23 protein-coding genes are annotated in these 25,859 nt (G+C 54.6%); 6 read left to right on the forward strand and 17 right to left on the reverse strand.

Going from position 1 to position 25,859, the window contains the following annotated elements:
* Positions 1-38 precede the first annotated feature (38 nt).
* Together FHG12_RS03925 and FHG12_RS03930 are read right to left on the reverse strand one after the other, a co-directional pair.
* Positions 39-551, reverse strand: a complete 513-nt coding sequence (locus FHG12_RS03925; RefSeq protein WP_139514467.1) for a YMGG-like glycine zipper-containing protein — start codon at positions 549-551, stop codon at positions 39-41.
* Positions 552-795: 244 nt separating this feature from the next.
* Complete coding sequence (locus FHG12_RS03930) at positions 796-1,209, reverse strand: TerB family tellurite resistance protein (protein WP_139514469.1); 414 nt, start codon at positions 1,207-1,209, stop codon at positions 796-798.
* Positions 1,210-1,485: 276 nt separating this feature from the next.
* Here FHG12_RS03930 and FHG12_RS03935 point away from each other — a divergent pair, with 276 nt between their 5' ends.
* On the forward strand, positions 1,486-2,106 hold the full coding sequence (locus tag FHG12_RS03935; RefSeq protein WP_139514471.1) for a hypothetical protein: 621 nt from the start codon (positions 1,486-1,488) through the stop codon (positions 2,104-2,106).
* Between the two features lie 225 nt (positions 2,107-2,331).
* Here the strand turns inward: FHG12_RS03935 and FHG12_RS03940 are convergent, their stop codons facing one another.
* The 8 genes from FHG12_RS03940 to FHG12_RS03970 form a co-directional block, all read right to left on the reverse strand.
* Complete coding sequence (locus tag FHG12_RS03940; protein ID WP_139514473.1) at positions 2,332-3,153, reverse strand: enoyl-ACP reductase FabI; 822 nt, start codon at positions 3,151-3,153, stop codon at positions 2,332-2,334.
* Between the two features lie 208 nt (positions 3,154-3,361).
* Positions 3,362-5,035: a DNA repair protein RecN gene (recN, locus tag FHG12_RS03945; protein ID WP_139514474.1), complete on the reverse strand. Its 1,674-nt coding sequence runs from the start codon at positions 5,033-5,035 to the stop codon at positions 3,362-3,364.
* Between the two features lie 286 nt (positions 5,036-5,321).
* Complete coding sequence (gene porD / locus FHG12_RS03950; RefSeq protein WP_139514476.1) at positions 5,322-6,239, reverse strand: type IX secretion system protein PorD; 918 nt, start codon at positions 6,237-6,239, stop codon at positions 5,322-5,324.
* Positions 6,232-6,879 (reverse strand): phosphopantothenoylcysteine decarboxylase, encoded by a 648-nt coding sequence (locus tag FHG12_RS21320; RefSeq protein ID WP_317129700.1) that lies wholly within the window; start codon positions 6,877-6,879, stop codon positions 6,232-6,234. Before FHG12_RS21320 ends, porD begins: the two co-directional genes overlap by 8 nt.
* A gap of 33 nt (positions 6,880-6,912) precedes the next feature.
* Positions 6,913-7,464, reverse strand: coding sequence for a flavoprotein (locus FHG12_RS21325; protein WP_317129701.1), 552 nt, complete (start codon positions 7,462-7,464; stop codon positions 6,913-6,915).
* Positions 7,465-7,483: 19 nt separating this feature from the next.
* The gene (locus tag FHG12_RS03960; RefSeq protein ID WP_139514478.1) at positions 7,484-7,831 is read right to left on the reverse strand and encodes a DNA-directed RNA polymerase subunit omega; all 348 of its coding nucleotides are present in this window, start codon (positions 7,829-7,831) and stop codon (positions 7,484-7,486) included.
* A gap of 139 nt (positions 7,832-7,970) precedes the next feature.
* Positions 7,971-8,798, reverse strand: coding sequence for an outer membrane protein assembly factor BamD (locus FHG12_RS03965; RefSeq protein ID WP_139514480.1), 828 nt, complete (start codon positions 8,796-8,798; stop codon positions 7,971-7,973).
* A 56-nt stretch (positions 8,799-8,854) separates the two neighbouring features.
* Entirely contained in the window at positions 8,855-10,549 is a 1,695-nt protein-coding gene (locus FHG12_RS03970; protein WP_139514482.1) for an OstA-like protein, read from the reverse strand.
* Between the two features lie 84 nt (positions 10,550-10,633).
* On the opposite strand from FHG12_RS03970, the gene tilS reads away from it, so the two are divergent.
* Together tilS and mdh are read left to right on the forward strand one after the other, a co-directional pair.
* The gene (gene tilS, locus FHG12_RS03975; RefSeq protein WP_139514483.1) at positions 10,634-11,962 is read left to right on the forward strand and encodes a tRNA lysidine(34) synthetase TilS; all 1,329 of its coding nucleotides are present in this window, start codon (positions 10,634-10,636) and stop codon (positions 11,960-11,962) included.
* A 102-nt stretch (positions 11,963-12,064) separates the two neighbouring features.
* Positions 12,065-13,003 carry a malate dehydrogenase gene (mdh, locus tag FHG12_RS03980; protein WP_139514485.1) on the forward strand — a complete coding sequence of 313 codons (939 nt, stop codon included), beginning with the start codon at positions 12,065-12,067 and terminating at the stop codon, positions 13,001-13,003.
* Between the two features lie 100 nt (positions 13,004-13,103).
* On the opposite strand, the gene FHG12_RS03985 is transcribed toward mdh, so the two are convergent.
* The 3 genes from FHG12_RS03985 to mutL all read right to left on the reverse strand — a co-directional run bounded on the left by FHG12_RS03985 (position 13,104) and on the right by mutL (position 16,817).
* Positions 13,104-13,994 carry a rhomboid family protein gene (locus FHG12_RS03985; protein WP_139514487.1) on the reverse strand — a complete coding sequence of 297 codons (891 nt, stop codon included), beginning with the start codon at positions 13,992-13,994 and terminating at the stop codon, positions 13,104-13,106.
* Between the two features lie 6 nt (positions 13,995-14,000).
* The gene (locus FHG12_RS03990) at positions 14,001-14,783 is read right to left on the reverse strand and encodes a rhomboid family intramembrane serine protease (protein ID WP_139514489.1); all 783 of its coding nucleotides are present in this window, start codon (positions 14,781-14,783) and stop codon (positions 14,001-14,003) included.
* Between the two features lie 99 nt (positions 14,784-14,882).
* On the reverse strand, positions 14,883-16,817 hold the full coding sequence (mutL, locus tag FHG12_RS03995; RefSeq protein WP_139514491.1) for a DNA mismatch repair endonuclease MutL: 1,935 nt from the start codon (positions 16,815-16,817) through the stop codon (positions 14,883-14,885).
* Between the two features lie 301 nt (positions 16,818-17,118).
* On the opposite strand from mutL, the gene FHG12_RS04000 reads away from it, so the two are divergent.
* Both FHG12_RS04000 and bshA read left to right on the forward strand, forming a co-directional pair.
* The gene (locus FHG12_RS04000) at positions 17,119-20,082 is read left to right on the forward strand and encodes a glycoside hydrolase family 3 N-terminal domain-containing protein (RefSeq protein ID WP_139514493.1); all 2,964 of its coding nucleotides are present in this window, start codon (positions 17,119-17,121) and stop codon (positions 20,080-20,082) included.
* A gap of 127 nt (positions 20,083-20,209) precedes the next feature.
* Entirely contained in the window at positions 20,210-21,346 is a 1,137-nt protein-coding gene (gene bshA, locus FHG12_RS04005; RefSeq protein WP_139514496.1) for an N-acetyl-alpha-D-glucosaminyl L-malate synthase BshA, read from the forward strand.
* 109 nt (positions 21,347-21,455) lie between these two features.
* On the opposite strand, the gene FHG12_RS04010 is transcribed toward bshA, so the two are convergent.
* Positions 21,456-21,992 carry a DUF7935 family protein gene (locus FHG12_RS04010; RefSeq protein WP_139514498.1) on the reverse strand — a complete coding sequence of 179 codons (537 nt, stop codon included), beginning with the start codon at positions 21,990-21,992 and terminating at the stop codon, positions 21,456-21,458.
* Between the two features lie 156 nt (positions 21,993-22,148).
* Between FHG12_RS04010 and FHG12_RS04015 the strand changes: the two genes are divergently transcribed.
* Complete coding sequence (locus tag FHG12_RS04015; protein ID WP_139514500.1) at positions 22,149-22,502, forward strand: HesB/IscA family protein; 354 nt, start codon at positions 22,149-22,151, stop codon at positions 22,500-22,502.
* 259 nt (positions 22,503-22,761) lie between these two features.
* Here the strand turns inward: FHG12_RS04015 and FHG12_RS04020 are convergent, their stop codons facing one another.
* The 3 genes from FHG12_RS04020 to FHG12_RS04030 form a co-directional block, all read right to left on the reverse strand.
* Positions 22,762-23,484, reverse strand: a complete 723-nt coding sequence (locus FHG12_RS04020; RefSeq protein WP_139514502.1) for a YqjF family protein — start codon at positions 23,482-23,484, stop codon at positions 22,762-22,764.
* A 1-nt stretch (position 23,485) separates the two neighbouring features.
* The gene (locus FHG12_RS04025; RefSeq protein WP_165699296.1) at positions 23,486-24,370 is read right to left on the reverse strand and encodes a ChaN family lipoprotein; all 885 of its coding nucleotides are present in this window, start codon (positions 24,368-24,370) and stop codon (positions 23,486-23,488) included.
* 108 nt (positions 24,371-24,478) lie between these two features.
* A complete protein-coding gene (locus FHG12_RS04030; RefSeq protein ID WP_139514504.1) occupies positions 24,479-25,855 on the reverse strand; it encodes an ABC transporter permease in 1,377 nt (458 codons plus the stop codon).
* Positions 25,856-25,859 lie beyond the last annotated feature (4 nt).

Consider the following 25,859-nt stretch of genomic DNA (forward strand, 5'->3'; position numbering starts at 1 on the left):
CACAGGAGCTTGGGCTTTGAAATGGGAGAAGCTCCGGATTACCAGCTCTTTCTTCTGTACTCCGAGGTGGAGTAAGCCGTTGTGTGGTCGCCGTACGACTCGTTGGGCAGATACGCCGCACCCATTGCATAAGGCGCAGGCGTTACGCCTGTTACGGCAGCGTTGGTAGCTACGAGGCTGTTGGCCATAGGCGCTGCCGATTTGGCGGGAGCAGCCTCACGCCGGGCAACGGCAGCCCGGTTGGCTGCGGCGCGGTTAGCGGCCGCTCTTTCGGCAGCAGCGCGGTTGGCAGCGGCAATCCGCGCTTTGTTTTTGTTGTCGATGTGCTTGCCGATGCCGTATCCGGCACCACCGCCTACCACACCGCCCACTACGCCACCTACTACGCGGTTGCGCTTGTTGATGAGTGCGCCGGCAGCAGCGCCCACGCCGGTCCCGATGACGGCACCTTTAGCTTGGGGACTCCAAGGCTTGCGTTGGGCTTGGGCCGAGTTGCCAAAAGCAACGGCCAGGATCAAGATCAGACTGATGATATAAGTGGCCTTTTTCATGACGATTGAAATTTGAGTTCCGAAAATTATACTCAGCTGTAAAGGTGAAGTACAATCACCATGCCATAAGAGTATTTTCCTATTTCTTGGCGAAGAACGAAGCTGAACAGAAAAAGTTGGCCGCGGCCCAAAACGGCAGCAGGCGCCGGCCGGGAAAGCAGATCAGCAAGTGTTTTGCTCCCTCCTCTCTCCTGCCGGCGCCTGCTGCGCTTCTGTTGCTTTCGCGGCTGCTCTGTGCCTCCGCTTAGCTCACCGTAGGCGGATTATTCGCGGCGGGTCCGTTGCCGGAGAGCTGCTGCACCATGTCGTCCAGGATTTGTTTGCTGTAGCCGATGCGGTTGGCGTATTCCAGGCACAGGCCGTATTCGCGGTCGTCCATGTCACCATCCTCCAGCATCATTTGCACCAGCGTTTGCAACTCCATAGTGCGCTGAAGGCCTTCGGCCGGCGTGATGAAGCTCAACACGCTCAGGTTGTCGGCGATGGGCATTACTTCTTCGGGCGTGAGGCCCAGGCGGTTGCCTATTTGCAGCAAAAACTGGCTTTCGGCCTTCTGGAGCTTGCCGTCGGCGGCCGCTACCAAAATCAGGTTTTGAAAGAATGCCAGCTTCTTTTGCTGGGTATTCAATACGGCTTCGAGGGTGTGTTCGTCCTGCATATCGTGGGTTAGATGGGTCTTGGGATAAAATCAGGTCCGGCAAACGGGTGCTTTCTTCAACGATCGCCCTTTGGGAAAGTTGTTGCTTTGTACGCCGCTTTTCATCGGCCAGCCCGTAAGCGCAGGCTCGCTTTCACCGTCGGCAAAACCGCTAACATTGCAGATCCGCCGGGGTTGAACTACCGTCTTCGTCGAAGTATTGGCCCGACATTTTGCATCCGATTACGCTGACCCTTGATTACGTTTATTACACAAATATTTGATTAGCATTTAATTATGAAAATCCTGTTTTTATTACTTTTTATCTCCAGCAACCCTGCCGCTTCGGCGGGCGCACTGCCGCCCTACACTATCCAAGTGAGCGCGCATTCGGCGGCATCGGGCCGCCGCTTCGATATCACCATGCGGCGGGAGCGCCGTACCGTTACGCTGATTTATCAGAAGCAGGAAGGCGTCAACCAAGCCCAGCTGCGCGCCGACCCGCTCTACGGAAAGCTGGCTCGGCAGCTGCAACCGTCCCTTCCACGCGACAGCATCAAGGCCTTGTCGGATGCCCTCGAAGTGATTATTGAAAAGCACTCCTATTTTACCAAAGACAGCCTGCTGCTACCCGTGGCCCGCAACAAAGCCTTGGTGGTGCTCCTCGATTCGGCGTACTTGGCCAGTCCGGAAACGCTGGAAAACCCCGAAGCCAACCGCAGCCGCATCGTTTTGGATGGCACTGGCTTTCGATTTTCCTTTCTGACCGAGGGCAAAACCGTGAAGCAAGCCTACGTGCGCGCTCCCAGCCCTCACACGCATGCTTTGCTTTATCGCCTCATTACGGTGCCACTGAATTTATATCGCAGCAAGCACCCCAATTCCTTCCTAGACAAAGCCACAACATCTGGCTACTAATTAGCAATCTCGTTACCATCAAATGGTTACCAATTTTATCAGGAAGCCGCGGGACGCTTAGTACTGCCTGCGTCCATATCGGCGTGAGGCAATACTTCCGAAGGTGAGCTACAGCTTAGGGATATTCGTTTGAAAAGCGGCGTAAGTCCAGTACCAGCGGCAGGTTTACAAAAAAAGCCCAGCCGATGTGGCTGGGCTTTTGTCAATCAAATGATTATCAGTTGATTATGAATTAGCCTTTGTCAGGGCTTCTACAATGTCTTCCGAGATGCCTACGCTGCTAAAGCCCCCGTCGTGCAGCAGGTTTTGCATGGTCACGTAGCGGGTCAGGTCGGAGAAGAGGGCCACGCAGTAGTCGGCGCAGGCTTCGGCGGGTGCGTTGCCGAGCGGCGACATCTTGTCGGCGTAGTCAAAGAAAGCGTCGAAACCGCCTACGCCGGTGCCGGCGGTAGTTTTGGTTGGCGATTGCGAGATGGTGTTCACCCGAATTTTCTTCAGGCGGCCCAAGCGGTAGCCGTAGTTGCGGGCGATGCTTTCGAGCACGGCTTTGGCCTGCGACATGTCGGTATAGTCGGGGAATACACGCTGGGCGGCGATGTACGACAGCGCCACAATGCTACCCCACTCGTTCATAGCATCCTGCTTCTCAGCGACATGCATCATCTTGTGAAACGACAGGGCCGATACGTCGATGGACTTCTGAAACCACTCGTAGTTCAGGTCGCCGTAGTGCTTGCCTTTGCGAATGTTGGTGCTCATGCCGATGCTGTGCAGCACGAAATCCAGCTTGCCGCCGAGGTGCTCTTGGGCCTGCGTAAACAGGTTTTCCAACTCTTCTACCGACGTGGCATCGGCCGGAACAATCGGGGCTTCGCACTGCTCCGAGAGCTTCTTGATTTCACCCATGCGCATAGCCAACGGCGCGTTGGTGAGCACAAAACGGGCCCCTTCGGAGTGCGCCTTCAGGGCCACTTTCCAAGCAATGGATTTTTCGTCGAGCGCGCCGGAGATGATGCCGACCTTGCCAGCGAGTAAGTTATTAGACATGTGGTTGTGGGTTTTCGGAGGAAAGAAGTAAGCAAAAATAGCTTTTCATCCGGAACCCCAACGCGCTTTCGCAATCAGTTGGGCCTACAGCAGCCTCTTGCTTTATTCTATTTGTCGAAGCGTCAGCAGTTGAATGCAGCTTTTGCTAGGTCAAAATAAAAAGGCCTGGCAAACTGCCAGGCCCCTATTTTTCAACTACTTACTAAGGCTAAGCGGCCAACGCTTCGCCGCGCAAAGCCAGCAATTCGCGGGCGCTTTGGAAAGCATGCTCACTGGGGTTGGCGCCCGAAATCATCTGTGCAATCTCGCGCACGCGCTCTTCGGCAGAAAGCTCGCGGATGCGGCTAATCGTGCGGTCCTCCCGATCTTCCTTGTACACGAAGTAGTGCACATCGCCGGCGGCGGCCATTTGCGGCAGGTGCGAAATGGCTACCAACTGATGTTTCTTCGCCATTTGCTGCATCATGCGGCCTACTTTCACCGCAATCTCGCCCGAAATACCGGTATCAATTTCATCGAATACGATGGTTGGCAGAGCCGTTTTGTCAGCCAGCATGTATTTGATACACAGCATCAAACGCGAGAATTCACCGCCCGATGCAGCTTTGCTAAGCGTCTGAGGCTGAGCCCCTTTGTTAGCCGTAAATAGAATACTAACCACATCGGTACCGCTCGCGGTCGGCTGCCCGGCGCTGTGCTGCACCACAATGCGCGAGTGCGGCATGCCCAGATCGGAAAGCAATGCGGCCAACTCCTTTTCAAACTTGGGGAAAGCTTTCAGGCGGTTTTCCGAGAGCTTAGCCGCTTGGCGTTTCACCGTGTTCAGGGCGCCGTCGGTGTCTTTGCGCAGGCGCGCAATCTCTTTGTCCAGATTCAGCACCGAGCCGACTTTCTGGCGCAGCTCGTCGCGGACGGCGATGAGGCCCGCCGTATCGCGCACTTGGTGCTTGCGCTGTAGATTGTAGAGCACATTCAGGCGCGCCTGCAATTCGTCGATGCGAACTGGGTCGCCTTCGGTGCGGCGCTCGGCGGCTTCTACTTCGTCGGCAATGTCGTGAAGCTCAATGAGACAGCTGTCGAGGCGTTCTTTGAGGGTCTGGAAAGTATCGGCATAGGTTGAAATCTGCCCAAGTAATACAGCTGCTTCCTTCATGCTGCCCGTGGCGCAGTACTCGCTTTCGCTGAGGCTTTGATAAGCCTGCGCGAGCTTAAATTTGATTTCTTCGGCGTGCTCCAGCTGCTTGATTTCCTGCTCCAAAGCCTCCTGATCCTCGTTGTCGAGGCGGGCTTCTTCAAGTTCATTCAGCAGAAAGCTGTGATAATCAAGCTCTTTGTTGGCCTGTACCACTTGCGCTTCTAGCGCTTTCAGATCCGCTTCCAGCTTCCGGAACGAACGGTAGGAGTTGCTGTACTGCGCCCGCGTCGGCACCAAGCCAGCGTATAAATCGAGCAGGTTGAGTTGAAACACAGCGTCGCCCAGCAGCAGCGTATCATGCTGCGAGTGAATGTCCATCAGGTTCGCCCCGATTTTGCGCAAGGTTTCCAGCGTTACGGGCGTGTCGTTTACGAAAGCACGCGATTTACCAGTTGGGCTGATTTCCCGGCGCAGAATGCATTGGGCGTCGTAATCCAAATCTTCGGACTCGAAGATGTCCTGCAATTGATAGTTCGAAATATTGAACTGCCCTTCAATCACGCACTTACGTTCCGTGTGGAACAGCATGCGCGAATCGGCCCGGTTGCCAAGCAATAGCCCGATTGCGCCCAGCATAATGGACTTACCGGCGCCAGTTTCGCCGGTGATAATGTTGAGCAGTGCCGAAGGACGAAGTTCGAGTTGCTCGATAAGAGCATAATTTTTTATGCGAAGGTCAACCAGCACGGGGTCGTCAGTTAAGAAGTAAGCGTAAAAATCCTGAACCGAATAAGCTCACGGTGCTTCTCGCCTCTCAGAATTTCTGATTCCAGCATTTACCCTCTAGTGTTCGACTAAAGAGCAGAAAGTGGCTTTTTGCTCCGAAAAACGCCGTTTTGAAGGGTTAAATTCCCTTAAAAACTCGCCGCTTCAGCGCATCAACACCCTTCCAACTAATAAAATTAGTCGCTTTTGCCAAGAGAACAAATTTGCGCCAATATTCTTAGCAGCTTCACCAATGCTTACCCCGCAGCTATCGTTGCCGCAGAATCGACTGATACTTAGCCGAATTGGTTGGATCTACTTCCGAGAGCATTGTTACGAGTTGCTGCTTCTGCTGCGGATCTTGACTGGTGCGGAAGATGTTGGCGATTTCGTCGGACTTGGTATCAAAGAACGCACGGGCTAGCAAGGTGCCGGGCCGGCGCACGATGGCCTGCTGCACGCCTTGCAAGGCCGTGAACACGCTGGCGCGGGCATCTTGGGGCTTTTCAATGAAGATGTCCATGCCTTGCCGGTAGTAGGCATAAATGGCCGTCCGGAAGGCCTCTAACTGCGGATCCTGCAAGTTATTGAGCAGCCAGTAGCGATTGCGTGGCTCGGCATCTTTCCAGCCGGGATCCTGCTCATTCGTAGATGATTGTGAGGCCGCCAACGTCAAGATATTACGTGCCCGATCGTAGTAAGGCGAGCCGCCAAGCCGGGCGAAGCTATCCTGATCCATGCCAATGATGATGTAGGCGTAGAAGCTCAGCAGCGACGAGAGGTTGGAGATGAAAGTATTCTCTGAGTAGTCAAGCGGATTTTGCGGCGAATAATTGAATATCCAGCCCTTGTCGGCAAATGACAGCAGGTTGGTTTCGTAGCCGGTGCCGTACACAGGCCGCGAAGTCAGGATGCGGACGGTGGCGCGGTACGTACCAGTCTGCGGGATTTCGGTGATGCCCACGAAGAACTTACACTGAATGCGCTCCTCCGGCCGGTAAGTTTGGGTCGTCCAGGTCCGGTTATTCAGAAATCCCTGGATGTCGTTTTGCATTTGCCGCACCAGCTGCGGATCCGAAATAGTGACGTTTTCAGTTGTCACGGCAACGGTTGCTTGCAGCTCTTGGGCCCAAGCACCGGAGCAGGCACACAGCAAAACCAGCAGAAGCAGCAGAGAATTACGCATCGGGGTGCAAACGTGCAAGTACGGTTCGGACGATGTCGCGGGCCACCTCGGCCTTGGGCTTCAACTCAAAGATACTCATTTGGCCTCCGGCTTCCAGCAGCGTCACTTTGTTGGTATCGTGGCGGAAACCCGCGCCGTTGTCGCGCAGGGAATTGAGCACAATCAGGTCGAAATTTTTGCGCTCTAGCTTCTCGCGAGCGTGGGCTTCCTCGTTTATAGTCTCCAACGCAAAACCCACCGAAAATTGTTCAGGCCGCTTGGTGCGTCCGAGCGTGGCAGCAATATCGACGTTCTTAACCAGTTCGAGCGTAAGCGTGTCGCCGGCTTTCTTGATCTTGTTTTCGGCAACGTGACGCGGCTTGTAATCCGCTACGGCCGCTGCAAACACCCAAATATCCGCTTCGGGCGCTGCCGCCGTAGCAGCTGCAAACATCTGATCAGCCGTTTCTACCTCAACTTTTTGAATAGCAGCGTGCTGCACCGTTAGCTGCGTAGGGCCACTGATCAGCGTTACGTGCGCGCCGGTTTCGGCAAAGGCTTCGGCCAGTGCGTAGCCCATTTTGCCAGTCGAGTGGTTGCCGATGAACCGAACGGGGTCGATGGGTTCGTAAGTTGGCCCGGCGGTAATTAGTACGCGCATAGAAAATTGTGTGCTGACAAATGCAGTAGTGGCCTATGCGCCGAAAAATTTCATGAGTTCCGCCACGATATCTTCGGGTTCCAGCATCCGACCCGGCCCTGATAGGCCGCTGGCCAGCTCGCCGGCCGGCGACTCCAACACATAGTTGCCATAAGCCCGCAACTGCTCGAAATTACGCGTGACGGCGGGGTGCGCGTACATGTCCAAATCCATGGCAGGCGCTAGAAACACCGGACAACGCGCCGACAGATAAGCTGCATCTAACAAGTTGTCGCACAACCCATTAGCCAAATGCCCTACGGTATTGGCGCTGGCCGGCGCAATTACCAGTGCATCGGCCCAGAGGCCCAAATGCACGTGGTTGTGCCACTCGCCGGCCGCTTCGTCCTTCAGGAAACTGGTCAGCACGGGTTTTTTGGAGAGCGTACCCAAAGTGAGCGGCGTGACAAAGGCCGCGGCCGAGGCAGTCAGAATGACCTGCACCTCAGCCCCGGCCTTTACCAATAACCGCACTAGCGTGGCGGCTTTGTACGCGGCAATGCTGCCCGTTACGCCCAGCAGGATCTTGCGGCCTTGCAGCGACATTAAGCAGCGTTGTTAAAGCTTACTCGACTACACGCAGATTGCCGTTCTCGTCGAACTCCGACGGCGTGCGGTAGTGAATTTTGCCTTCCAGAAACTCTTCCAACGCCAAGTTGGTGGGCTTGGGCAGGCGCTCGTAGTGCTTGGAGATTTCGATCTGCTCGCGGTTTTCGAACACTTCCTCCAAGTTATCGACGGTAGTTGCAAACTCGGCCAGCTTGCCGTTCAATTCTTCTTTCAGCTTTACCGAAATCTGGTTGGCGCGCTTCGAAATGATGGCGATCGTCTCGTACACGTTGCCGGTTTCAGCAGCAAAATCCGACAGGTTGCGGGTTACGATGGAAGCTGGTACGTTATTCGGGGTTTTCATCTTGGGAAGACTAAAGGTTTGAACGGACAAATTGCTATCTATTTGATTATCAAGCACTTATAAAATAGAGCCCGTAGGCTGCATTTTATTTCTGGATGATCAATAGCTTAACAGCTTGACAATTTAACGGTTACAAAATTTATTTTACTGCGGTAGCGTCTTTGGGCTTGAGCTTCGCTACTTCATCGCGGGCGTTGGCGTACATGGACTCCGCTTCTTTCAGCCGCTTGCTTTGCGGATAGTTGTCGACCAGGCTCTGGTAAAACGCGATGGCTTCGAGGTAACGATCTCGTTGCTTTTCTTCCACGCTTTCCTTGGCCAGGTCGTATTGGGCGCTAAATTTCAGGAACGCCGCTTCTTCATTATAAGCAGAAGAGGGGAACTGCTGCTGAAACGAGCCCAACGCCGTGACGGCCGACTGATAATAACGCAGCTGGTAATACAAACGAGCGCTTTCGAAAGCCTTCACTTCCAGTTTCCGCTGCAATTCCTGCGACATCTTCTCCGCTTCCGGGCGGAACTGGCTGGTCGGGTAGCGGTTCAGGAAGTCCTGAATGGACTCGATCGCGGTGTACGTGTTGGTCTGGTCGAGCTCGAAACCCGGCGAGTCGCGAAACAGCGACTTGGCATACAGAAAAGTCGATTCCTCCGCGTACTGCGAGTTAGGATACGTTTCGAAGAACGACTTAAAGTAATACGCGCTCAGCACGTAGTTGCGCTGGCGGTAGTTGGTATTGGCGAAGTAGAACTGGGCTTTTTCCGCCTCGGGGCGGCCTTTCAGCAACGGAATCAAGTCTTCCAGCAACGTACCGGCTTTGAAGAAATCGCCTTTGTCGTAGTACTGAATGGCAGCTTCGTACTTCTTATTGACGTCGCCGCTCTTGAGTAGCTTTTGATAGCCGGTGCACGAGCCAAGCAGCAACGCACTCAGAAACAGGACAAAGAAGGTAGGGCGAAAAGAGAGCATAGGGGGCGCAAAGGTAACGGATTACGAAGCCGAATCAAAGGTAGCTGACTGGCAGGCTATTTGGTGGCCGGGGGCCGGGGCGCAGGCTTGGCCGGAGTGGCCTTGGGCTTGCTCGGCGGTGCAGACTTGCCAGCGGGCTTGGGTTTAGTAGAAATGGTTTTGGCTTGAGCTTTCACCTTAGCCTTGGCCGGCGAAGCAAAGTATTTGCCTAACACAGCCCGGCGTGCCGGGCGTTCCGTCGCCCGCCATTGAAAGCCTTTCAGCTTTTTGTCGGGTTCCTTGAGCTCGTGCGGCGGGATGAAACTGGCGTCGGGGTTGGTCAGGAAAGAAATGGTCTTGAGCTTGTTCTCGGCGAAGCGCAACGCCATGTTCGAACTGACAGCTTTGTTCATGCCCGTCACGGCGGTGTCACCATCAAGAGCAAAGTAGAGGCTCTCGGCGTTGCCAAGCACGTCAACTTTTTTTATGCGGTTGTCGACAAAGTAGGCCACCATGTTGCGGCCCTTCACCTGATTGAAGTTCAGGAGCGTGTCCTGCCCGACAATGAACGCGTTGGCATACAGACGCATCTGATCGACTTTGCCTTTGCGCTGCCGAATCTGCATGCTATCGGCAGTGAGCTGGTTCTGGTCACTCCAGAGCACCGGATTTTTGTCCAGGTAGATAATCGAGTCCTGCCGATTATAAGTGAGCGAGTCGCAACGGCCTTGCAGGTCGCGGCGAAAGATCTTCACTTTTCGGTACGCATATAACACACCAGCAGCGTTCTGCGGCGGCCTTCCCTCTACGCTTACCAAAGTATCAGCCGCCAAATACAGCGTGTCTTTACCTGAGATATTGCGCATTACCGGACTGCCGTACACCTTGGCCCGACCTAAGCCCCGCCAGTAGCGCCCTACCTCACCCCGGATGGTTATGTTGTCCTTCTTCGACACCATCGTGACGTTGCCCGTAGCCACCCCATACGCTTGGGCTTCGTCGTACATCAACTTATCGCCGCCAATGAGATAGTTGGGAGTTTCGATCTTGGCGTTGCGCTGGAAATTCGACAGGCGCGTAATGGTGTTGTAGTAGCCGTTTTCGGCGTAAAGCGTGCCCTGCTGCCCTTTGATGCGCGTCGGCCCCAAGAAGTAAGCGATCTTGGAAACCGTATTGTATTGCAGCGTATCGGTAGAAATGTGGTTGTCTTTGGTGACCAGCTCCACATTGCGCTTGAAGCTGAAGACTTTAGTGGCCGTATTGTAATAGCCAAACTGACTATCCAACGTGTTTTCCGGGTCAGTTAGGTGGCCTCCGGTGCTGTAGTACGCCAGGTTGCGGTTGAGATCGTAGTCGAGCAGCGTGGTGGTGAGCGTCATGCGCGGGTCGCGCATGGTTACGTTGCCAGTCATGCGAGCCTTGCGGGTATCGCCGTCGTAGGTGGCGCGGTCGCCGGTGATGGTCACGGTATCGCCCTGCACAATGCGCACGTTGCTGAACGCCTCAATGGCATTGCGATCGATGTACTGATAGGCCGAATCGCAATACAGCAGCGTATTTTCCTGCTTAAAGCTGACGTTGCCGATCAACTTCCGAATCTCAACGCCGTTGAACTTACCGCCAATCAGCTGCCCTGCGCCGGGCAAGAGCTCGATGCGCTGGCCTTTGGGCGGCGGCGGGGTCGGGCGCTGCGGCACCGACCGCTGCTGGGCAACGGCGAAGAGGGGCAGCAGGACAAGCAGAAAAGAAAATAGAGACTTTAAAAATGCCATTTCGCGACAAAGGTACAGAAGGCGCCTTGGTAACGCCCATCTTTGCATTGTAGTGCCTGCATTGCTTTTCTGAATTCGCTTCTTATGCTCGACCGTGTCCGTCAATTTATCGACGAAAATCAACTCTTCTCCCCTGCTACCGACCAATTGCTGGTAACCGTCAGCGGCGGCATGGACTCGGTGGTGCTGGCCGATGTGCTGCACCGCTTGGGGGTTCAATTTGCTATCGCGCACTGTCACTTTAGGTTACGAGGCGAAGAAGCCGACGCCGACGAGCAATTTGTGCGTAAGCTGGCCAAGAAATACGAAGTGCCGTATTTCGCCGAATTTTTTCAAACCAAGGAATTTGCGGCTCAGGAAGGCATCTCTACCCAAATGGCAGCACGCGTGCTGCGCTACAATTGGTTTGAGCGCCTGCGTCAGTTGCAACAGCTCGACTATATCGCCACGGCGCACCACCAGCGCGACGCCGCCGAAACCATGCTGCTCAACCTAACCCACGGCACGGGCCTGGCGGGGCTGCACGGCATCCGAGCGAAAAACGGCTATGTGGTGCGGCCATTGCTGAGCATTGGCAAGGAAGATTTGTTTGAGTACTTGGTCGAGCACCGCTTGGTATGGCGCGAAGATTCTTCCAACGACAGCACCACTTACCAGCGCAATCGCCTCCGCCACGACGTGCTGCCGGTGCTGCGCGAAATCAACCCCAACCTCGACCAGACGCTGCAATGGACTGCCGAGCGCGTGGGCGGCGCCGAGGAAATTATGCAGCATTATGTGGAGGAAACCGCCCGTGAGGCCCGCCGCGAAGAGGATGAGGTAGTTTACCTGAGCATCGCGACCCTGCAACGCACGGCTGCCCTCCCATTGGTACTCCACGAATTGCTGCGCCCTTTCAATTTCTCGTATCTTGTTGTAAAAGAGATAGTTAGCTCTTTCGGCGCAATTGCCGGTCGTCGGTTCGAATCGCCTTCGCATACTTTAGTAAAGGACCGCGACCAATTGGTCATCACGGCCAAGAAGCTCACCAGCTTTGGTACGCACCAGCTTATGGCCGGGCAACGTGAGCTGAATGCCGATGGGTTACGCCTTACCGCAGAACTAGTTGAGGTAGAAGGATTTGAGATTCCAAGAGGCAAAAACATAACAGCATTAGACGCCGATCGCCTGCAATTTCCGCTGATTGTGCGCCGCTGGCAGGAAGGCGATTGGTTTATGCCCATCGGGATGAAGGGCAAGAAAAAAATCAGCGATTTTCTGATTGATCAGAAGGTACCGCTCAACCTCAAGGACCATGTGCGAGTGCTGGTTTCGGCCGATGGGCGCATTGCCTGGGTCATCGGCTTTCGGCCCGACGACCGTTACAAGATCACGGAGGAAACGCAGCGTGTGCTGGTGCTGCGCAAACTATAGGTTTGATGCTTTTTTAGAGTTTATAAAAAGCTCATTCCGAAAACCGTTTTCGCTTACTTTTACCCCCGCGAATCCTTATTCATACACCCAATTCCTAACCCGATGAAAGTTACCGTAGTTGGGGCTGGCAACGTAGGCGCTACCTGTGCCGACGTACTTGCCACCCGCGAAATCGCCAACGAAGTTGTTCTGGTTGACATCAAAGAAGGCTTCGCCGAAGGCAAAGCGTTGGATATCTGGCAAAAAGCTCCGATTATCGGCTACGACTCCCGCACGGTTGGCGTCACCGGCGATTACAGCCGCACGGCTGGTTCGGAAGTAGTGGTAATCACTTCGGGCCTGCCCCGCAAGCCCGGCATGAGCCGCGACGACCTGATTTCGACCAACGCGGGCATCGTGAAAACGGTGACGGAGCAGGTAGTAAAATATTCGCCCAACGCCATCATCATCGTGGTTTCCAACCCCTTGGACGTGATGACGTATCAGGCGCACCTGACCTCGGGCCTGCCCCGCGAGAAGGTGTTTGGCATGGCTGGCATACTGGACACGGCCCGCTACCGCGCTTTCCTGGCCGAAGCCCTGAACGTGAGCCCCAAAGACATTCAGGCGGTGCTCATGGGTGGCCACGGCGACACCATGGTGCCTCTGCCCCGCTACACCACAGTAGGCGGCATTCCGGTTACCGAACTCATTGGCAAAGAGCAACTTGATGCCATCGTACAGCGCACTGCTGTAGGCGGCGGTGAGTTGGTGAAGCTGATGGGCACTTCGGCATGGTATGCACCCGGTGCAGCCGCTGCTCAGATGGTGGAAGCCATCGTGCGCGACCAGCGCCGCGTGTTCCCCGTGTGCATCGAGCTGAAAGGCGAGTACGGCATCGACGGGGTGTACCTCGGTGCTCCGGTAATCTTGGGCAAGAATGGCATCGAGCGCGTAATCGAGCTACAGCTCAACGACGACGAGAAGGCCCTGCTCGAAACTTCCCGCGGCCACGTGAAGGAAGTAATGGAAGCCTTGGACAAAATGTCGCAAACAGCGTAAGTGTTTCTATATCAACCGCATACAAAAAGACCCGCTAGATACTCTAGCGGGCCTTTTTGTATGCGGTTGGTTCTGGTTTTCTGATTCAAAAAAGCACTCACTACTTCTGGCTGGCCCGGAACAGTTTCTGCTTTTCCTCTTTCGAGAGGCTTTCGTAGCCCGAACGGGAAATCTTGTCCAGAATCAGATCTATTTCCTCCTGCTCCGGCTTTACGAGCTTGCCTTTGCGCGGCGCGGTAGTATCCTCAGCAGGGCGGCTGCGGTGCGTAACGCGCAACCGCGGACGCCCACTTAACAACGCGCCTACCCAATCGCCGACGGCTTGCACAGGCCGGCCCAAATCGCGGCCACGCTGCAATTGACGCACGTACAGAAAGCCCAACATGGCGCCGCCGATATGGGCAATTTCGCCGCCTGTATTGCCGCCGTCCACGCCAGCCAACGAAATCAGCACCACCGCCAACGCGATGTATTTGATTTTGACCGGCCCAATGAAAATCAGGTTGAACGTGTAATCGGGCAGCAGCGTAGCAGCACCCACAATCACAGCCATCACGGCTCCTGAAGCGCCCAGCACAATGGTTGCGGGAGCGTGTTGGAGTACAGGCACGAAGCTATAGCTCAGCACAAACAGAAAAGCGCCCGCTAGCGCCCCCAGGATATACAGGTTCACGAGTTTGCGGTCGCCGAGGTATTCGCGGACCAACGAGCCGAACCAGTAGAGATTCAGTAGGTTGAACAGGATGTGCAGAAAGCCTTCGTGCACGAAAGCATACGTGAGCACCGTCCAGGGCCGATACATGAGGGCCACCGGGTTGGATGGCAAGGCAATGAAGCGCAGGATATCGTCGTAAAGACCGATGCCGGTGAAATAGAAGATCGCCCGAATGAGAATCAGTACGGCAAACACCAGCACGTTGATCAGCAACAGCTGGTTCAAGGCGTTGTCGCGGCGGCTAAAAGCAGTACGGATATCGTTTACAATACTCATGTCAACTTAGTAAAACCGAGTGCGGCTGTGCTCCCAGAATTTCAACAGCAGAAAGCCAATCAACATTCCGCCCAAATGTGCGAAGTGCGCCACATTGTCGCCCGGCGTACGGTGCACGCCACTGTAGAGCTCAAACAACGCGTAGAAGAACACTAAGTACTTGGCTTTGATGGGAATCGGCAAGAAGAGCATGATCAGCTCCGTGTTGGGAAAGAGGTACGCGAAGGCAAATAAAATCCCGAAGAGTGCCCCCGAAGCCCCCACCATCGGGCTATTGACGCTTCTTTCATACACGGCGTTTACGCTCTCAGTGGCAGAAGCCACAAGTCCTTGGTCCTGAGCATTGCGCTGTAAGGCCGTCGCCACCACTTCGTACCCGCGAGCCTCAGGCGCATTGGCCCTGAAGAAATCGGCAAAGTTTCCGCCGCTGGGTTCGTTTATAAACTCGATGCGGGACTCGTTCATCTTCTTCAGTTCGTAGTAACGAACGCCAGAGTACAACACGCCTGCCCCAATTCCGCAAACCAGCCAGAAGGTTAGGAACCGGTTGCCGCCCCAGCGTTGCTCCAACAGGGGTCCAAAGGAAATCAGGCCAAACATGTTGAACAGGATGTGCATAAAGCCGCCGTGCGCAAACATATACGTCAGAAACTGCCAGGGCTTAAACAACTCCGAGAAGACCGGAAACAAGGCAATGAAATCGAGCCGCGGACCGAGTTGCGTTTGGAGCAGGTACACCCCAATGTTGATAAAGAGAATAATGCGAACCGTTGGGGTCAGATTGAACATAAGCGCGTTAGAAAGCTAAGCATCTGATTATCAAGTATTTACAAACACAAGTACTTGACAGCCAATCACTTAACGAATCGGCTAGTTAACGAGAGAAAATCAGGGTTTACGAAAGAAGTCCTGCAATTGGCTAAGCTCCAGCAAGACCAGCGTCCGGCGGCCATCGGGCGTGTAGCTCGGCACGGCGCAGGCAAACAACCGATCCACCAAAGCATTCATTTCCACTTCCGACAACCGGCTGCTCGCGGCGCTGGTTGCTACGCGCCGGGCCAGCGCCCGCGCCATCTGCTCGCGGCGGTCGAAGCGCACGTTGCCGGCCTGGGTTTGAAACTGTTCGATCAGGCCTTCAAACAACTCTTTCTCGTCGCGGGCGGGCACGTCGGCCGGAATGCCTTCGACCACAATGGTGTTGGGGCCAAACTCGGCAAAGCGGAAGCCCAGTGCCTGAAGCGTATCGGTTACTTCGCGCAGCACCGCAAAATCGGAGGGCGTAAACGTAACCGTTCGGGGAAATAGCAGCGTCTGCGAACCGCTGTTGTCGCGTTCCAGAGCGTGCGTATACTGCTCATACAGAATGCGTTCGCGAGCTGCTACCTGATCGATGAGCATCACCCCGGACTTCACCGGCACTAGCAAATACTGCTGATGCACCTGCACCACGCGGTTGCCCGGCCCAGCATTATTTTCCCGTAATGGCAGCTCCGGACTGGCATTGGGGGCTTCTTCTTCCTCCATCGGGTCGTCGAAGGAAGGCGATTTGGGGACTTCGTCTGCCGGAGTTGGTACTTGGCCCAACGACCGGTAAAATTCCTCCAGATCGCGTTTGGCCTGCTCCGTGGGGCGCTGGGGCAAAGCGCGCTCGTAGGCATCGCTTCGGCTCGTGCGTGCTTCTTTCGAAGCAGGCGAAGCTGCATGCGCGGCCGCTGCGGCTAAAGCATCGGGCTTGTAATCGTCGCTGAATGGATTGCGGGAATTTGGCGAAAGCCGCAACGGCTGAATCGGGGCAAAATTCACGTCACCTTCAAAATCCAGCGAAGGCGCCATGTTATGAATGCCCAACGACTGTTTCACCGCGGCCCGCACGATGGCATATACCGTCTTCTCATCCTCAAACTTGATTTCCGTTTTGGTCGGGTGCACGTTGATGTCGATCGCTTTGGGGTCGAGCTCCAGAAACAGCACGTAAAACGGATGGGTGTCGCGCGGCAGCAAGCCTTCGTACGCCGCCAGCACCGCGTGGTTGAGATAAGCCGACCGGATGAAGCGGTTATTGACAAAGAAAAACTGATCGCCACGGCTTTTTTTGGCCGATTCGGGCTTGCCGATAAAGCCTCGCACGGTCAAGAAAGGCGTAACTTCTTCACAGGCAGCTAATTGCTCTTTATAGCCATTTCCCAGCAGCGCCACAATGCGCTGGCTAAGCTTGCCGGCGGGCAGGTTGAATACCTCTAGCTCATTCTGGTATAACGAGAAGGCAATCTGGGGGTTAGCCAGCGCCACATGCTGAAACTCGTCCAGAATATGCCGCATCTCAACGGCATTGCTCTTGAGAAAATTTCGGCGCGCCGGCACGTTATAAAACAGGTTCTTGACCGAAATCGACGTCCCGTCCGGGCACGCGACCGGCTGCTGGCTAGTCACTTGCGAGCCCTCTACCAGCAGCAGCGTGCCCGTATCGTGTTCGCGCTGCTTGGTACGAATTTCTACCTGCGCCACGGCCGCAATGGAAGCCAATGCCTCGCCCCGAAACCCTAGGGTGCGAATCTTGAATAGGTCTTCCGTTGTTCGGATTTTGCTCGTAGCGTGACGCTCCAGGCTCATGCGGGCGTCCGTTGGTGTCATTCCGGAGCCATTGTCCACGACCTGCACGAGTTGCTTGCCGGCATCTTTGATGATGAGCTGCACTTGGGTGGCGCCCGCATCCACGGCATTTTCGAGGAGCTCTTTGACTGCGGAAGCCGGGCGTTGCACTACTTCGCCCGCCGCAATCTGGTTGGCTAAGTATTCGGGAAGCAACTGAATCACGTCCGCCATCGGCCGGGAACTGAAGTTGAGAATGAAGGGGTTAGCGGCAGCAAATTAGGCTGGCGCGATTATCGCAGCGTCAAGCGTAGGGAAATAATCCGTAAGTTTGCGGCCAACTTTTGTGTTCGCGGAACCGAACCGGCTCCCGAATCGATGCGTTAGGAAGTGAAGCGGAAGGGTAGCAAAGGCCAATACCAGGTTATCGCCCCAACTGGCCTTTCTTCCTGACACGCTCCGCGCTAGACAAAAGTAGGGCTATTTCCGCTCGCATTCAACCACGCGTTAACCTCAGGACGAACCCCAGGAGCCGATGCTCAAAGATTTTCGGATAGGAATTTTAGTACTCCTACTGACCATTACGGGGTTAGTGGTTTCGTCGTCGGCTCCGAACGACGACGATGGCACCCGACCGCCGTCGGTGGCAGAGGAGAATTGGGTCGACAGCGTTTTCAACGCCATGACGCCGGATCAGCGCCTTGGCCAACTGTTTATGGTGGCTGCGTATTCCAATAAAGATAAGAAGCACGTTCAGCACATCGACGAGCTGGTGCGCACCTATAACATTGGGGGGTTGATGTTTCTGCAAGGCGGTCCGCGCCGGCAGGCCAGCCTGACCAACCGGTACCAAGCCGAAGCCAAAGTACCCTTGCTGATCGCCATGGATGCCGAGTGGGGACTCGACATGCGCCTCGACAGCTCCATGCACTTTGCCAAGCAAATGACGCTGGGCGCCATGGACGACGATCAATACGTGTACCAAATGGGCCGCGAGATCGCGTTGAAGCTCAAGACGTTGGGAGTACACGTGAGCTTTTCGCCGGTCATCGACGTTAATTCTAATCCCGACAACCCGGTTATTGGCAACCGCTCGTTTGGCGAAAATAAAGACCAGGTTTCCAAGCGTGGCATTGCCTACATCCGCGGACTTCAGGATCATGGCATTATCGCCGTGGCGAAGCACTTTCCCGGCCACGGCGATACCGACGTCGACTCGCACATTGCTTTGCCGGTCATCAACTCCGACATGGCCCGGCTGACGAACGTGGATCTGTACCCCTTTCAGCAGTCGTTTCAGGTCGGCGTGATGGGGGTCATGGTAGGGCATCTGTATATGCCGCTGTTTGACACCGTCCGGACGTTGAGCGCCACGCTTTCGCACAACCTCGTGACGGGGCTATTAAAAGAAAAAATGGCCTACAAAGGCCTGGTTTTCACCGACGCGCTCAACATGAAGAGCGTTTCCGGGCAGTATAAGCCCGGCGAAGTCGATGCCCTAGCTTTGGTAGCTGGCAACGATGTGCTGCTGTTCTCAGAAGATGTGCCGGTGGCCTTGCAAAAAATCAGGGAGGCCATCACGGCGGGCAAAATCACCCAGGAAGACGTCAATTACCGCGTCCGCAAAATTCTGCGGGCCAAATACTGGGCAGGGCTCAATCATTACCAACCTGTCGATTTGCCCAATTTGCTCACCAACCTCAACCGGCCCCTGAGCCGCTTGGTGCAGCAGCAAATTTATGAGCACGCCGTCACGGTGGCAAAAAATCAGGACGATGTTCTTCCTTTCCATCGTCTTGATACTCTGCGCATTGCCACCATCATGATTGGCAGCAACGCCGGCAGCACGTTCGGCGAAATCATGGGCAAGTACCAAGGAGGCGCTGTCTACACTATACCCAACCGCTACGCTCCCGATTCGTCATTTCAGCGTTTGCTGCCGCGTTTGGCTCCCTACAATGTAGTGGTGGTCAGCCTCCACAACATGAACAATACGCCGGTGCACAGCTATGGCATTGGGGAGGCCGCGTTGAAGTTTATTAAGCAGCTCGAGGCAAATCCGCGCCAGAAAACGGTCGTGGTGGCCATGGGTAACGCCTACGCCCTGAAGTATTTAGAAGAAGCCCGGACGCTGGTGTGCGGCTACGAAGACAACTATCCTTCGCAGTTAGTAGTGCCTCAGGTATTATTTGGTGCGTTGCCGGCCAAGGGCCGTTTGCCCGTTACGGTATCGCCTACCTTAAAGGCTGGCACAGGCTTGCCAACTCCGGATTTTCGCCGCCTGCGCTACGGTACTCCCGAAAGCGTGGGCATGGACTCGCGCATCCTGAGCCAGATCGACAACATCGCGCTTGAAACTGTAGCTTACGCGGCCGCCCCTGGCTGTCAGGTAATTGTAGCCAAAGACGGTGCTGTCGTTTTCGACAAGAGCTATGGCAACTATACCTACGATAAATCGTCGCCGCAGCCTGTCAATAGCACTACGCTCTACGATTTGGCCTCGGTCACAAAGGTAGCAGGCACTTTACAGGCGGTCATGTACCTGAAAGATCAAGGCAAGCTTAATCTGGATGCCAAGGTGTCGGAATACTTGCCTGAGTTGCGCAGCACCAACAAGAAAGACATTCTGGTCCGCGATGTGCTCATGCACCAGGCGGGCCTAAAACCGGGTATCCCAACGTGGGAGCGCACGGTAGGCAAAACGGGCTTAAAGCCGACTTTTTACGCGTCTGCCAAGTCGGCCGATTTCCCTAATGAAGTCGTGCCCGGCACCTACAGCACCAAAGCCGCCGACGATTCGGTGTGGGTCTGGACGTTGCGTTCGGGCTTACTACCAAAGGTAAAGGGCAAATACCCGGTCGAGTACAGTGACTTGAGCTTCATCATCATGAAGCGCCTGTGCGAAAAGATTCTGAATCAGCCGATTGAAGAGTTTTTGCAGAAGACGTTTTACCAGCCACTGGGGCTTTCTACGATGACGTACAACCCGTTGCAGCGTTACCCCAAGTCGTGCATTGCACCTTCTGAAAACGACACATACTACCGCAAAACGCAGCTTCAGGGCACAGTTCACGACCAGACTGCGGCCATGATCGGCGGCGTAGGCGGCCATGCGGGATTATTTTCCAATGCCAATGACTTGGCGATTCTGATGCAGATGGATTTGCAGAACGGTCGTTATGGTGGGCAGCGTTTCTTCCAGACGCCTGTGGTGAGCGAGTTCGCCCGTTCGTCGGAAGCTGGCAATCGGCGCGGGCTTGGCTGGGACCGTGGCAACCCCGAAAAGCCGGAAGGCCCTACGTCAAACCTTTCACCAGCAAGCACTTTCGGGCATACCGGTTTTACTGGCACCTGCGTCTGGATCGATCCGCAAAACAAAATCGTCTACATCTTTCTTTCCAATCGGGTGTATCCGGACGGTGGCAACAACAAATTGCGCCAATACAACATCCGCACACGCATCCACGACGTTATTTACAAGTCTTTGACCAAGACATGATCTGTTGTCCGGCTCCGATTTCGAACCCTTAACCCGCACTTGGCGGTAAGACAATCTGTATAGATGGCTTACCGCCAATTTTTATTTGCCTCGTTTTTTTCTTTCCTCTCCTTCCCGCCCTGCTCCCATGAATATCGGCATTGTTTGTTACCCCACTTTCGGGGGCTCTGGAGTGGTTGCTACTGAGCTCGGTAAAGCCTTGGCGCTCAACGGCCACCGTGTGCACTTCATCACGTACAGCCAGCCCGTTCGCCTCGATTTTTTTAACGAAAACCTCTTCTATCACGAGGTATATATTCCGCCGTATCCGCTGTTCCAATTTCCGCCCTACGAGCTAGCGCTGGCGTCGAAAATGGTGGACATCGTGCAGAATGAGAAGCTGGATGTGTTGCACGTACACTATGCCATTCCGCACGCGTCGGCGGCTTACATGGCCAAGCAGATTTTGATTACGCGCGGCATTCGCATTCCGGTCGTGACAACGCTGCACGGCACCGATATTACGCTGGTGGGCAAAGACGCTAGCTATGAGCCCGTTGTGACGTTCAGCATCAACCAATCCGACGGCGTAACGGCTGTGTCAGCCGATTTGCGCAAGGAAACCTACCAGTATTTCGCCATCGAGAAAGACATTGAAGTCATCCCGAACTTCATCAACCTCGAGCGCTTCAAAAAACAGAACAAAGGGCATTTTCGGGCAGCCATTGCGCCTGAAGGCGAAAAGCTGCTGATCCATACCTCCAACTTCCGCGAGGTAAAGCGCGTCGACGACGTGGTAAAAATCTTTGCTGGGGTGCGCGAACAGGTCCCGGCCAAGCTCCTGCTGGTCGGCGACGGCCCCGACCGCCCGCGCATCGAGAAGCTCTGCCGCGAACTAGGTCATTGCCACGACGTGCGCTTCTTGGGCAAACTCGAGGCCGTGGAAGAAGTCCTGAGCGTAAGTGACTTATTCTTAATGCCTTCTGAAAAAGAAAGCTTCGGCTTGGCAGCACTCGAAGCCATGGCCTGCGAAGTACCCGTCATCAGTACCAATGCGGGCGGCATTCCGGAGCTGAACCTGCACGGCATCACCGGCATGGTCAGTGAAATCGGCGATGTAGACGATATGGTCAAGAACGCCCTCTACGTGCTCAGCGACGAGAATTTACCGCGTTTCAAAACTGCCGCACGGGCGCGGGCGGAAGAATTTTCAGTTGATAAAATCCTGCCCATCTACGAAGCCTGCTATCAGCGGGCGGTCAGCTCACAGCTGGCAACCGCGTAGATTTATAGCAAGTTGATTATCAATACATTATAAAAAGTCCACCTGTCATCCTGAGCTTTGCGCAGGATGACAGGTGGGTTGTAGGTTCTTCAGCTCAGCCTGTTGTCTTTTAGAATAAGCTCGAAGCTTCGCGCTTTACAGAGTTGAGTGCTTGTTCGGTCGGGTCAACTTCGTCAGCAATAATGGTTTCCAGCACACGCTTGGCCAGCTCGGTGCCGCGGGCGTGTTGGGGCGTAGGCAGCGCGTGGTATGCTTTGTTGATCATGGTGAGCACGCTTTCCTTGGCTTGTTTTACCTGCGCCCAGGTTTCGGCGCTCATGTAGAGCTGCTGCGAAAGGTTGTGCTCGTACTCGGCCCGAATTTCAGATATCAAGAGGCGGTGAAACTCAGGAGCGGTTTGGCCAGAGCTGTTCAGACGCACCAAAAGGTTGTTGGGCGTGATGCGCTCCAGCAGCAGCGTCACGCGCTCGTAGGCTTGGAGCCGCAGCGGCAGCGTTTCCTTGCTGCTTTGCAGGCGCAGCTCAATCAGGCGGCGCTGCTGCTCTTTTTCTAGGTATTGCTGAATCAGATAAAATATAGAACCCGCCACAATGAGGGCGGGCAGGATGATTTTGAGCAGGTCGAAAATGTATGCGGTAGTATCCATGCAGGAGTGCAGAAAGGAAGTTGAAAGAGGATCAGTCCGTAAAGGTAATCGGTGAACCGGACGGGCCATGCTGCTGTTCTATACGAAACGAGGCTACACTATGTATGCACACAGCTTCGTATCTTTGCACTCTACTTTCCTAAAAACGAACGCACTATGGCAACGGCCGTTTCAACCAAGCTTGCTCCTATCAGCCTCACTCCCCGCGCCTTGGAGGAGGTAAGAAATATCCTGCGCGAGAAGAATGTGCCCGGCGAGTACGGCCTTCGCGTGGGCGTACAAGGCGGCGGCTGCTCGGGCCTGAGCTACCTGCTCGGTTTCGATAAGCCCAAAGACCAAGACGAAACCTACGACGTGGATGGCGTTACGCTGATCATGGATAAGAAGCACGCCATGTACGTAATGGGCATGGAAGTCGATTTCCAAGATGGCCTCAACGCGCGCGGCTTTGTATTCAACAACCCACAAGCGAAGAGCACCTGCGGTTGCGGGTCGTCGTTCTCGGCGTAAGAGTTTATAAATTACAAGTTACAAAAAGCCTTGGCTTCGTAGCCAGGGCTTTTTTGCGCCTAATAAATTAATATTTTAATATTCAGGCACTTAGCTGAAATCAAAATGATAGCCTATTTCCTGAAGATTCGACTCTAGTTGTAGCCAATCCTCCACCACTGGTACAATGGCAAAGACGAGCTTTTTCGTCAGTGTTTCGCCCCAATAGAGACTCGCTTAAGTTAGAGTACAGGCCTGCTACGTAGTCGGGCATTTATTTTCAAACTCTGCCCCCACCCATCACTTTTACCGCTGAGCCGTCGGCAAGAAACACAGATTTTGGCTGCTGTTGCAATGGCTCCACGAATTCTGCACCGTAGAGTGCTTTTACGTTGCAGTGCTTCTCGAATTCTACTACCTGCTGCATGTTCCAGCGCGGATGCACCACTTCGTATTCCGACGTAACGGCTTCGCTCATTTTAGTGTAGCCCCAGTAGTGCTCGGTAATAAACTCCGCTTCACTGCCCGCCGGAATCGGCTGCGAAACCGTGTCGGCGGTAGCTTTCAAGAAATTCCATTCCCCTTTCACTTTCCAGTTGTATTCTACTTTCAGCTTGCCCGCTTCGGACGAATCCCAGCGGTAGCGCATGGGCATCGCGGCATATTTTTCTTTGTACAATGTGTTCGCTACCAACACGATAGCAATACGCGGCACAATCTCCTTCACAAACACCACGCCCCGCTTCCAAGTGTTGCCGTCTTTGTAACGAACGTAAAAGCGCAGATTTACCTCCTCAAAAGTGCGGTGAAAAGGAAAAGCAATGCCGCGCACTTTCGTGTTCGTGAACAGAAACCCAATTAGGCTGGCGTAATGTGTGCCGTTCCAATCGTCGAGCTCAACCCGGCTGGGCAGATACTTCTTTAAGATTTGAGGATCAACTTCATAGTTGGCCATCAACAGGTTGCGCCATTCTGCCGTCAGGAACGTGACTACTTTACCCATGCTAATACGTCTTGGTCATGTCGGCTGGCACAACCAGCACGTAATCAGCCTTTTTCAAATTCTCCTTCTCCAGCTTCTCCACTTCTTCCTGAGACACAGTGCTAATTGTGCGGATTTTCAAATTCGGGTCGGCTTGGTGGAGGTAATAATAGATGCCGTCGAAATTATCGGAGTGGTAGCTGCCGTTGAAGTGCAGTAACGTCTGGCCGGGCTGGCGGCTTTGGCGAATGAAATAGGCCATCGTGGCGTCTTTGAGCGCCTGTGCCTGAATGATGTTTTGTACGCCCGCACTGGCGTGGGCAGCGTCGCCACCAAACATCTTCACCATGTTTTTGTAGCCCGGCAACTCATAATCAACAGTGATGGGCAACGGGGCCATCCAGGCCTTTTCGTCGGCGGGCAGTGCATCCAAGGCGCTGAGGCTGCCTTTAGCCACTTGTGAAGCGTAGCGGCGCGGCACGTTGGTACCAACAAACGCAAGATGCTGTTGCTGAGCAAATTGCAAAAGCGGCTTGTAGTCTGTGGCATAGTTGGGCCACGGGCGGCTTTGTTCTTCAAAAGCTTTTGCGTCCAGTTCGCCGGTGTTGTACTGAAGCACCAGAGGCTGCACGTCGCGCTCAAACATTTCGGCGCCGAGTACAAGCTGCGCGCCCTTTAGCCGAAACAAATCCTTGGCGATTTGCAGCTCCAGCCAATGAGCGATGGGGTCGTTGTGCTGCTCGCCAAAGAGCACCACGTCGGCTTGTGACAGCTCTTTGAGCATCTTATCGTAGTCGGCCGACTTGCCGGCAGCGGTGAAAAGGCGATAGGCCGGTTTGGTTTTGGGCGGGGCGAAGCTCATCAGCGTAAGCAGTGACAGCAGTAGAAATAGCAGGTTTCGGATCATGGTAGAAGCAACAAACAAAGGCAGGTAAAGATCAGAAACTATGTACGCAGAAAGCCCCGCTACCGGGATAAACCTTGGTAGCGGGGCTTTCGAAAGGAATTCAGCGACTTATCCTTTATACGTTATCCATTTCGATAACTCTTTGTAATTCACCTTCTTACCGTACATCAAAATACCTACGCGGTAGATGCGGGCGGCTACCCATACGGTGCCCAGAAAACCCAGGATCAGCAGTGATACCGACAAGGCAATCTGCCACAGCGGCACGCCAAACGGGAGCCGAATGACCATCGCAATGGGCGAGGTAAACGGAATCATCGACATCCAGAACGCTACCGGGCCATCGGGGTTAGGCAGAATCACGCTCACCCCCACGATGTAGCTCAGAATCAGCGGCATCGTGATGGGAAACATGAACTGCTGCGTATCGGTCTGGTCGTCGACGGCGGCGCCAATTGCGCCGAACAGGGCGCCGTAGAGCAGGTAGCCACCGAGGAAATAAATCAGGAAGCCAATGGCAATAGTGCCCAGTGGCAAGTCGCCCAAGGCGCTGAAAACTGCCATTCTGCCGCCCATTGCCATGGCTTCGGGACGAGTATTGGGTTGCTTTACAGTAGTAGTTGCCGTGGAAGTAGAATTTGCGTCCGTACGCGACTTGTTCAGGGCAACGGTCGCGGCCGGATCGGTTTTGGTGGTGCTGGCTACGATTGTGCCTACGAGCGAGCTTGCCCCAAACGACAGCACGCCCCACAAGATGAACTGCGTCAGGCCGACGGCCGCGATGCCTACGATTTTGCCCATCATCAAGTCAAAAGGCTTCACCGACGACAGCATCACTTCCATAATGCGATTAGACTTCTCTTCGCCTACCCCGCGCATGATCTGCACGCCGTAGATAAAGATGAACATGTAAATGAGCAGGGCTAGCGCGTAGGCGGCACCTGATGTGGCTAACGCATTGCTACTCTTCTCTTTACCTTGTTCGTCAAGGCTTACCGAGGTGATATTGACTTTGGCGCGTAAGCGATCAAGTTGTTCCTGCGAAAGGCCCGAAGTTTTCATCCGCAACTCCGAAAATGCCTTATTCAATGCCGATTCTACGGCGCTCTGCTTTTTCAGGCTTACGTTGCCTTTGGCGTAAAACTGAATGCCTTCGGGGTCGTCGGCGTTGAGGTTGGGCGGCAGGTACAGCAAGCCGTCATGCTTGGCTTTCTGAAAACCTTGCTTGGCCTGTTCCAGCGTACCTGTAACCGGCAGAAATACCAGCCGATCACTGGTAGTCAAGCGGTTGGTTAGGGCCAGGCCACTCTCATCGCGCACTTCGATCACGTCGATGGAATCCTTGTCCGACATGGCCAGCTTGGCGATGAAAAAGAAGAAACCGGCCGTCAGGAGCGGCACAATAAGGGTCAGGACCAGGAAACTGCGCTTCCGCACCCGAGTCAGGTATTCACGCTGGGCGATGAGCCAAAATTTGTAGTTCATAAGG

It is taken from the genome of Hymenobacter jejuensis, from assembly GCF_006337165.1.
Lineage (GTDB): Bacteria > Bacteroidota > Bacteroidia > Cytophagales > Hymenobacteraceae > Hymenobacter > Hymenobacter jejuensis.

Coding starts and splice junctions, on each gene's coding strand:
- FHG12_RS03925 (WP_139514467.1), bottom strand. CDS start 551: ATGAAAAAGGCCACTTATATCATCAGTCTGATCTTGATCCTGGCCGTT.
- FHG12_RS03930 (WP_139514469.1), bottom strand. CDS start 1,209: ATGCAGGACGAACACACCCTCGAAGCCGTATTGAATACCCAGCAAAAG.
- FHG12_RS03935 (WP_139514471.1), top strand. CDS start 1,486: ATGAAAATCCTGTTTTTATTACTTTTTATCTCCAGCAACCCTGCCGCT.
- FHG12_RS03940 (WP_139514473.1), bottom strand. CDS start 3,153: ATGTCTAATAACTTACTCGCTGGCAAGGTCGGCATCATCTCCGGCGCG.
- porD (WP_139514476.1), bottom strand. CDS start 6,239: ATGCGTAATTCTCTGCTGCTTCTGCTGGTTTTGCTGTGTGCCTGCTCC.
- FHG12_RS21320 (WP_317129700.1), bottom strand. CDS start 6,879: ATGCGCGTACTAATTACCGCCGGGCCAACTTACGAACCCATCGACCCC.
- FHG12_RS21325 (WP_317129701.1), bottom strand. CDS start 7,464: ATGTCGCTGCAAGGCCGCAAGATCCTGCTGGGCGTAACGGGCAGCATT.
- FHG12_RS03960 (WP_139514478.1), bottom strand. CDS start 7,831: ATGAAAACCCCGAATAACGTACCAGCTTCCATCGTAACCCGCAACCTG.
- FHG12_RS03965 (WP_139514480.1), bottom strand. CDS start 8,798: ATGCTCTCTTTTCGCCCTACCTTCTTTGTCCTGTTTCTGAGTGCGTTG.
- FHG12_RS03970 (WP_139514482.1), bottom strand. CDS start 10,549: ATGGCATTTTTAAAGTCTCTATTTTCTTTTCTGCTTGTCCTGCTGCCC.
- tilS (WP_139514483.1), top strand. CDS start 10,634: ATGCTCGACCGTGTCCGTCAATTTATCGACGAAAATCAACTCTTCTCC.
- mdh (WP_139514485.1), top strand. CDS start 12,065: ATGAAAGTTACCGTAGTTGGGGCTGGCAACGTAGGCGCTACCTGTGCC.
- FHG12_RS03985 (WP_139514487.1), bottom strand. CDS start 13,994: ATGAGTATTGTAAACGATATCCGTACTGCTTTTAGCCGCCGCGACAAC.
- FHG12_RS03990 (WP_139514489.1), bottom strand. CDS start 14,783: ATGTTCAATCTGACCCCAACGGTTCGCATTATTCTCTTTATCAACATT.
- mutL (WP_139514491.1), bottom strand. CDS start 16,817: ATGGCGGACGTGATTCAGTTGCTTCCCGAATACTTAGCCAACCAGATT.
- FHG12_RS04000 (WP_139514493.1), top strand. CDS start 17,119: ATGCTCAAAGATTTTCGGATAGGAATTTTAGTACTCCTACTGACCATT.
- bshA (WP_139514496.1), top strand. CDS start 20,210: ATGAATATCGGCATTGTTTGTTACCCCACTTTCGGGGGCTCTGGAGTG.
- FHG12_RS04010 (WP_139514498.1), bottom strand. CDS start 21,992: ATGGATACTACCGCATACATTTTCGACCTGCTCAAAATCATCCTGCCC.
- FHG12_RS04015 (WP_139514500.1), top strand. CDS start 22,149: ATGGCAACGGCCGTTTCAACCAAGCTTGCTCCTATCAGCCTCACTCCC.
- FHG12_RS04020 (WP_139514502.1), bottom strand. CDS start 23,484: ATGGGTAAAGTAGTCACGTTCCTGACGGCAGAATGGCGCAACCTGTTG.
- FHG12_RS04025 (WP_165699296.1), bottom strand. CDS start 24,370: ATGATCCGAAACCTGCTATTTCTACTGCTGTCACTGCTTACGCTGATG.
- FHG12_RS04030 (WP_139514504.1), bottom strand. CDS start 25,855: ATGAACTACAAATTTTGGCTCATCGCCCAGCGTGAATACCTGACTCGG.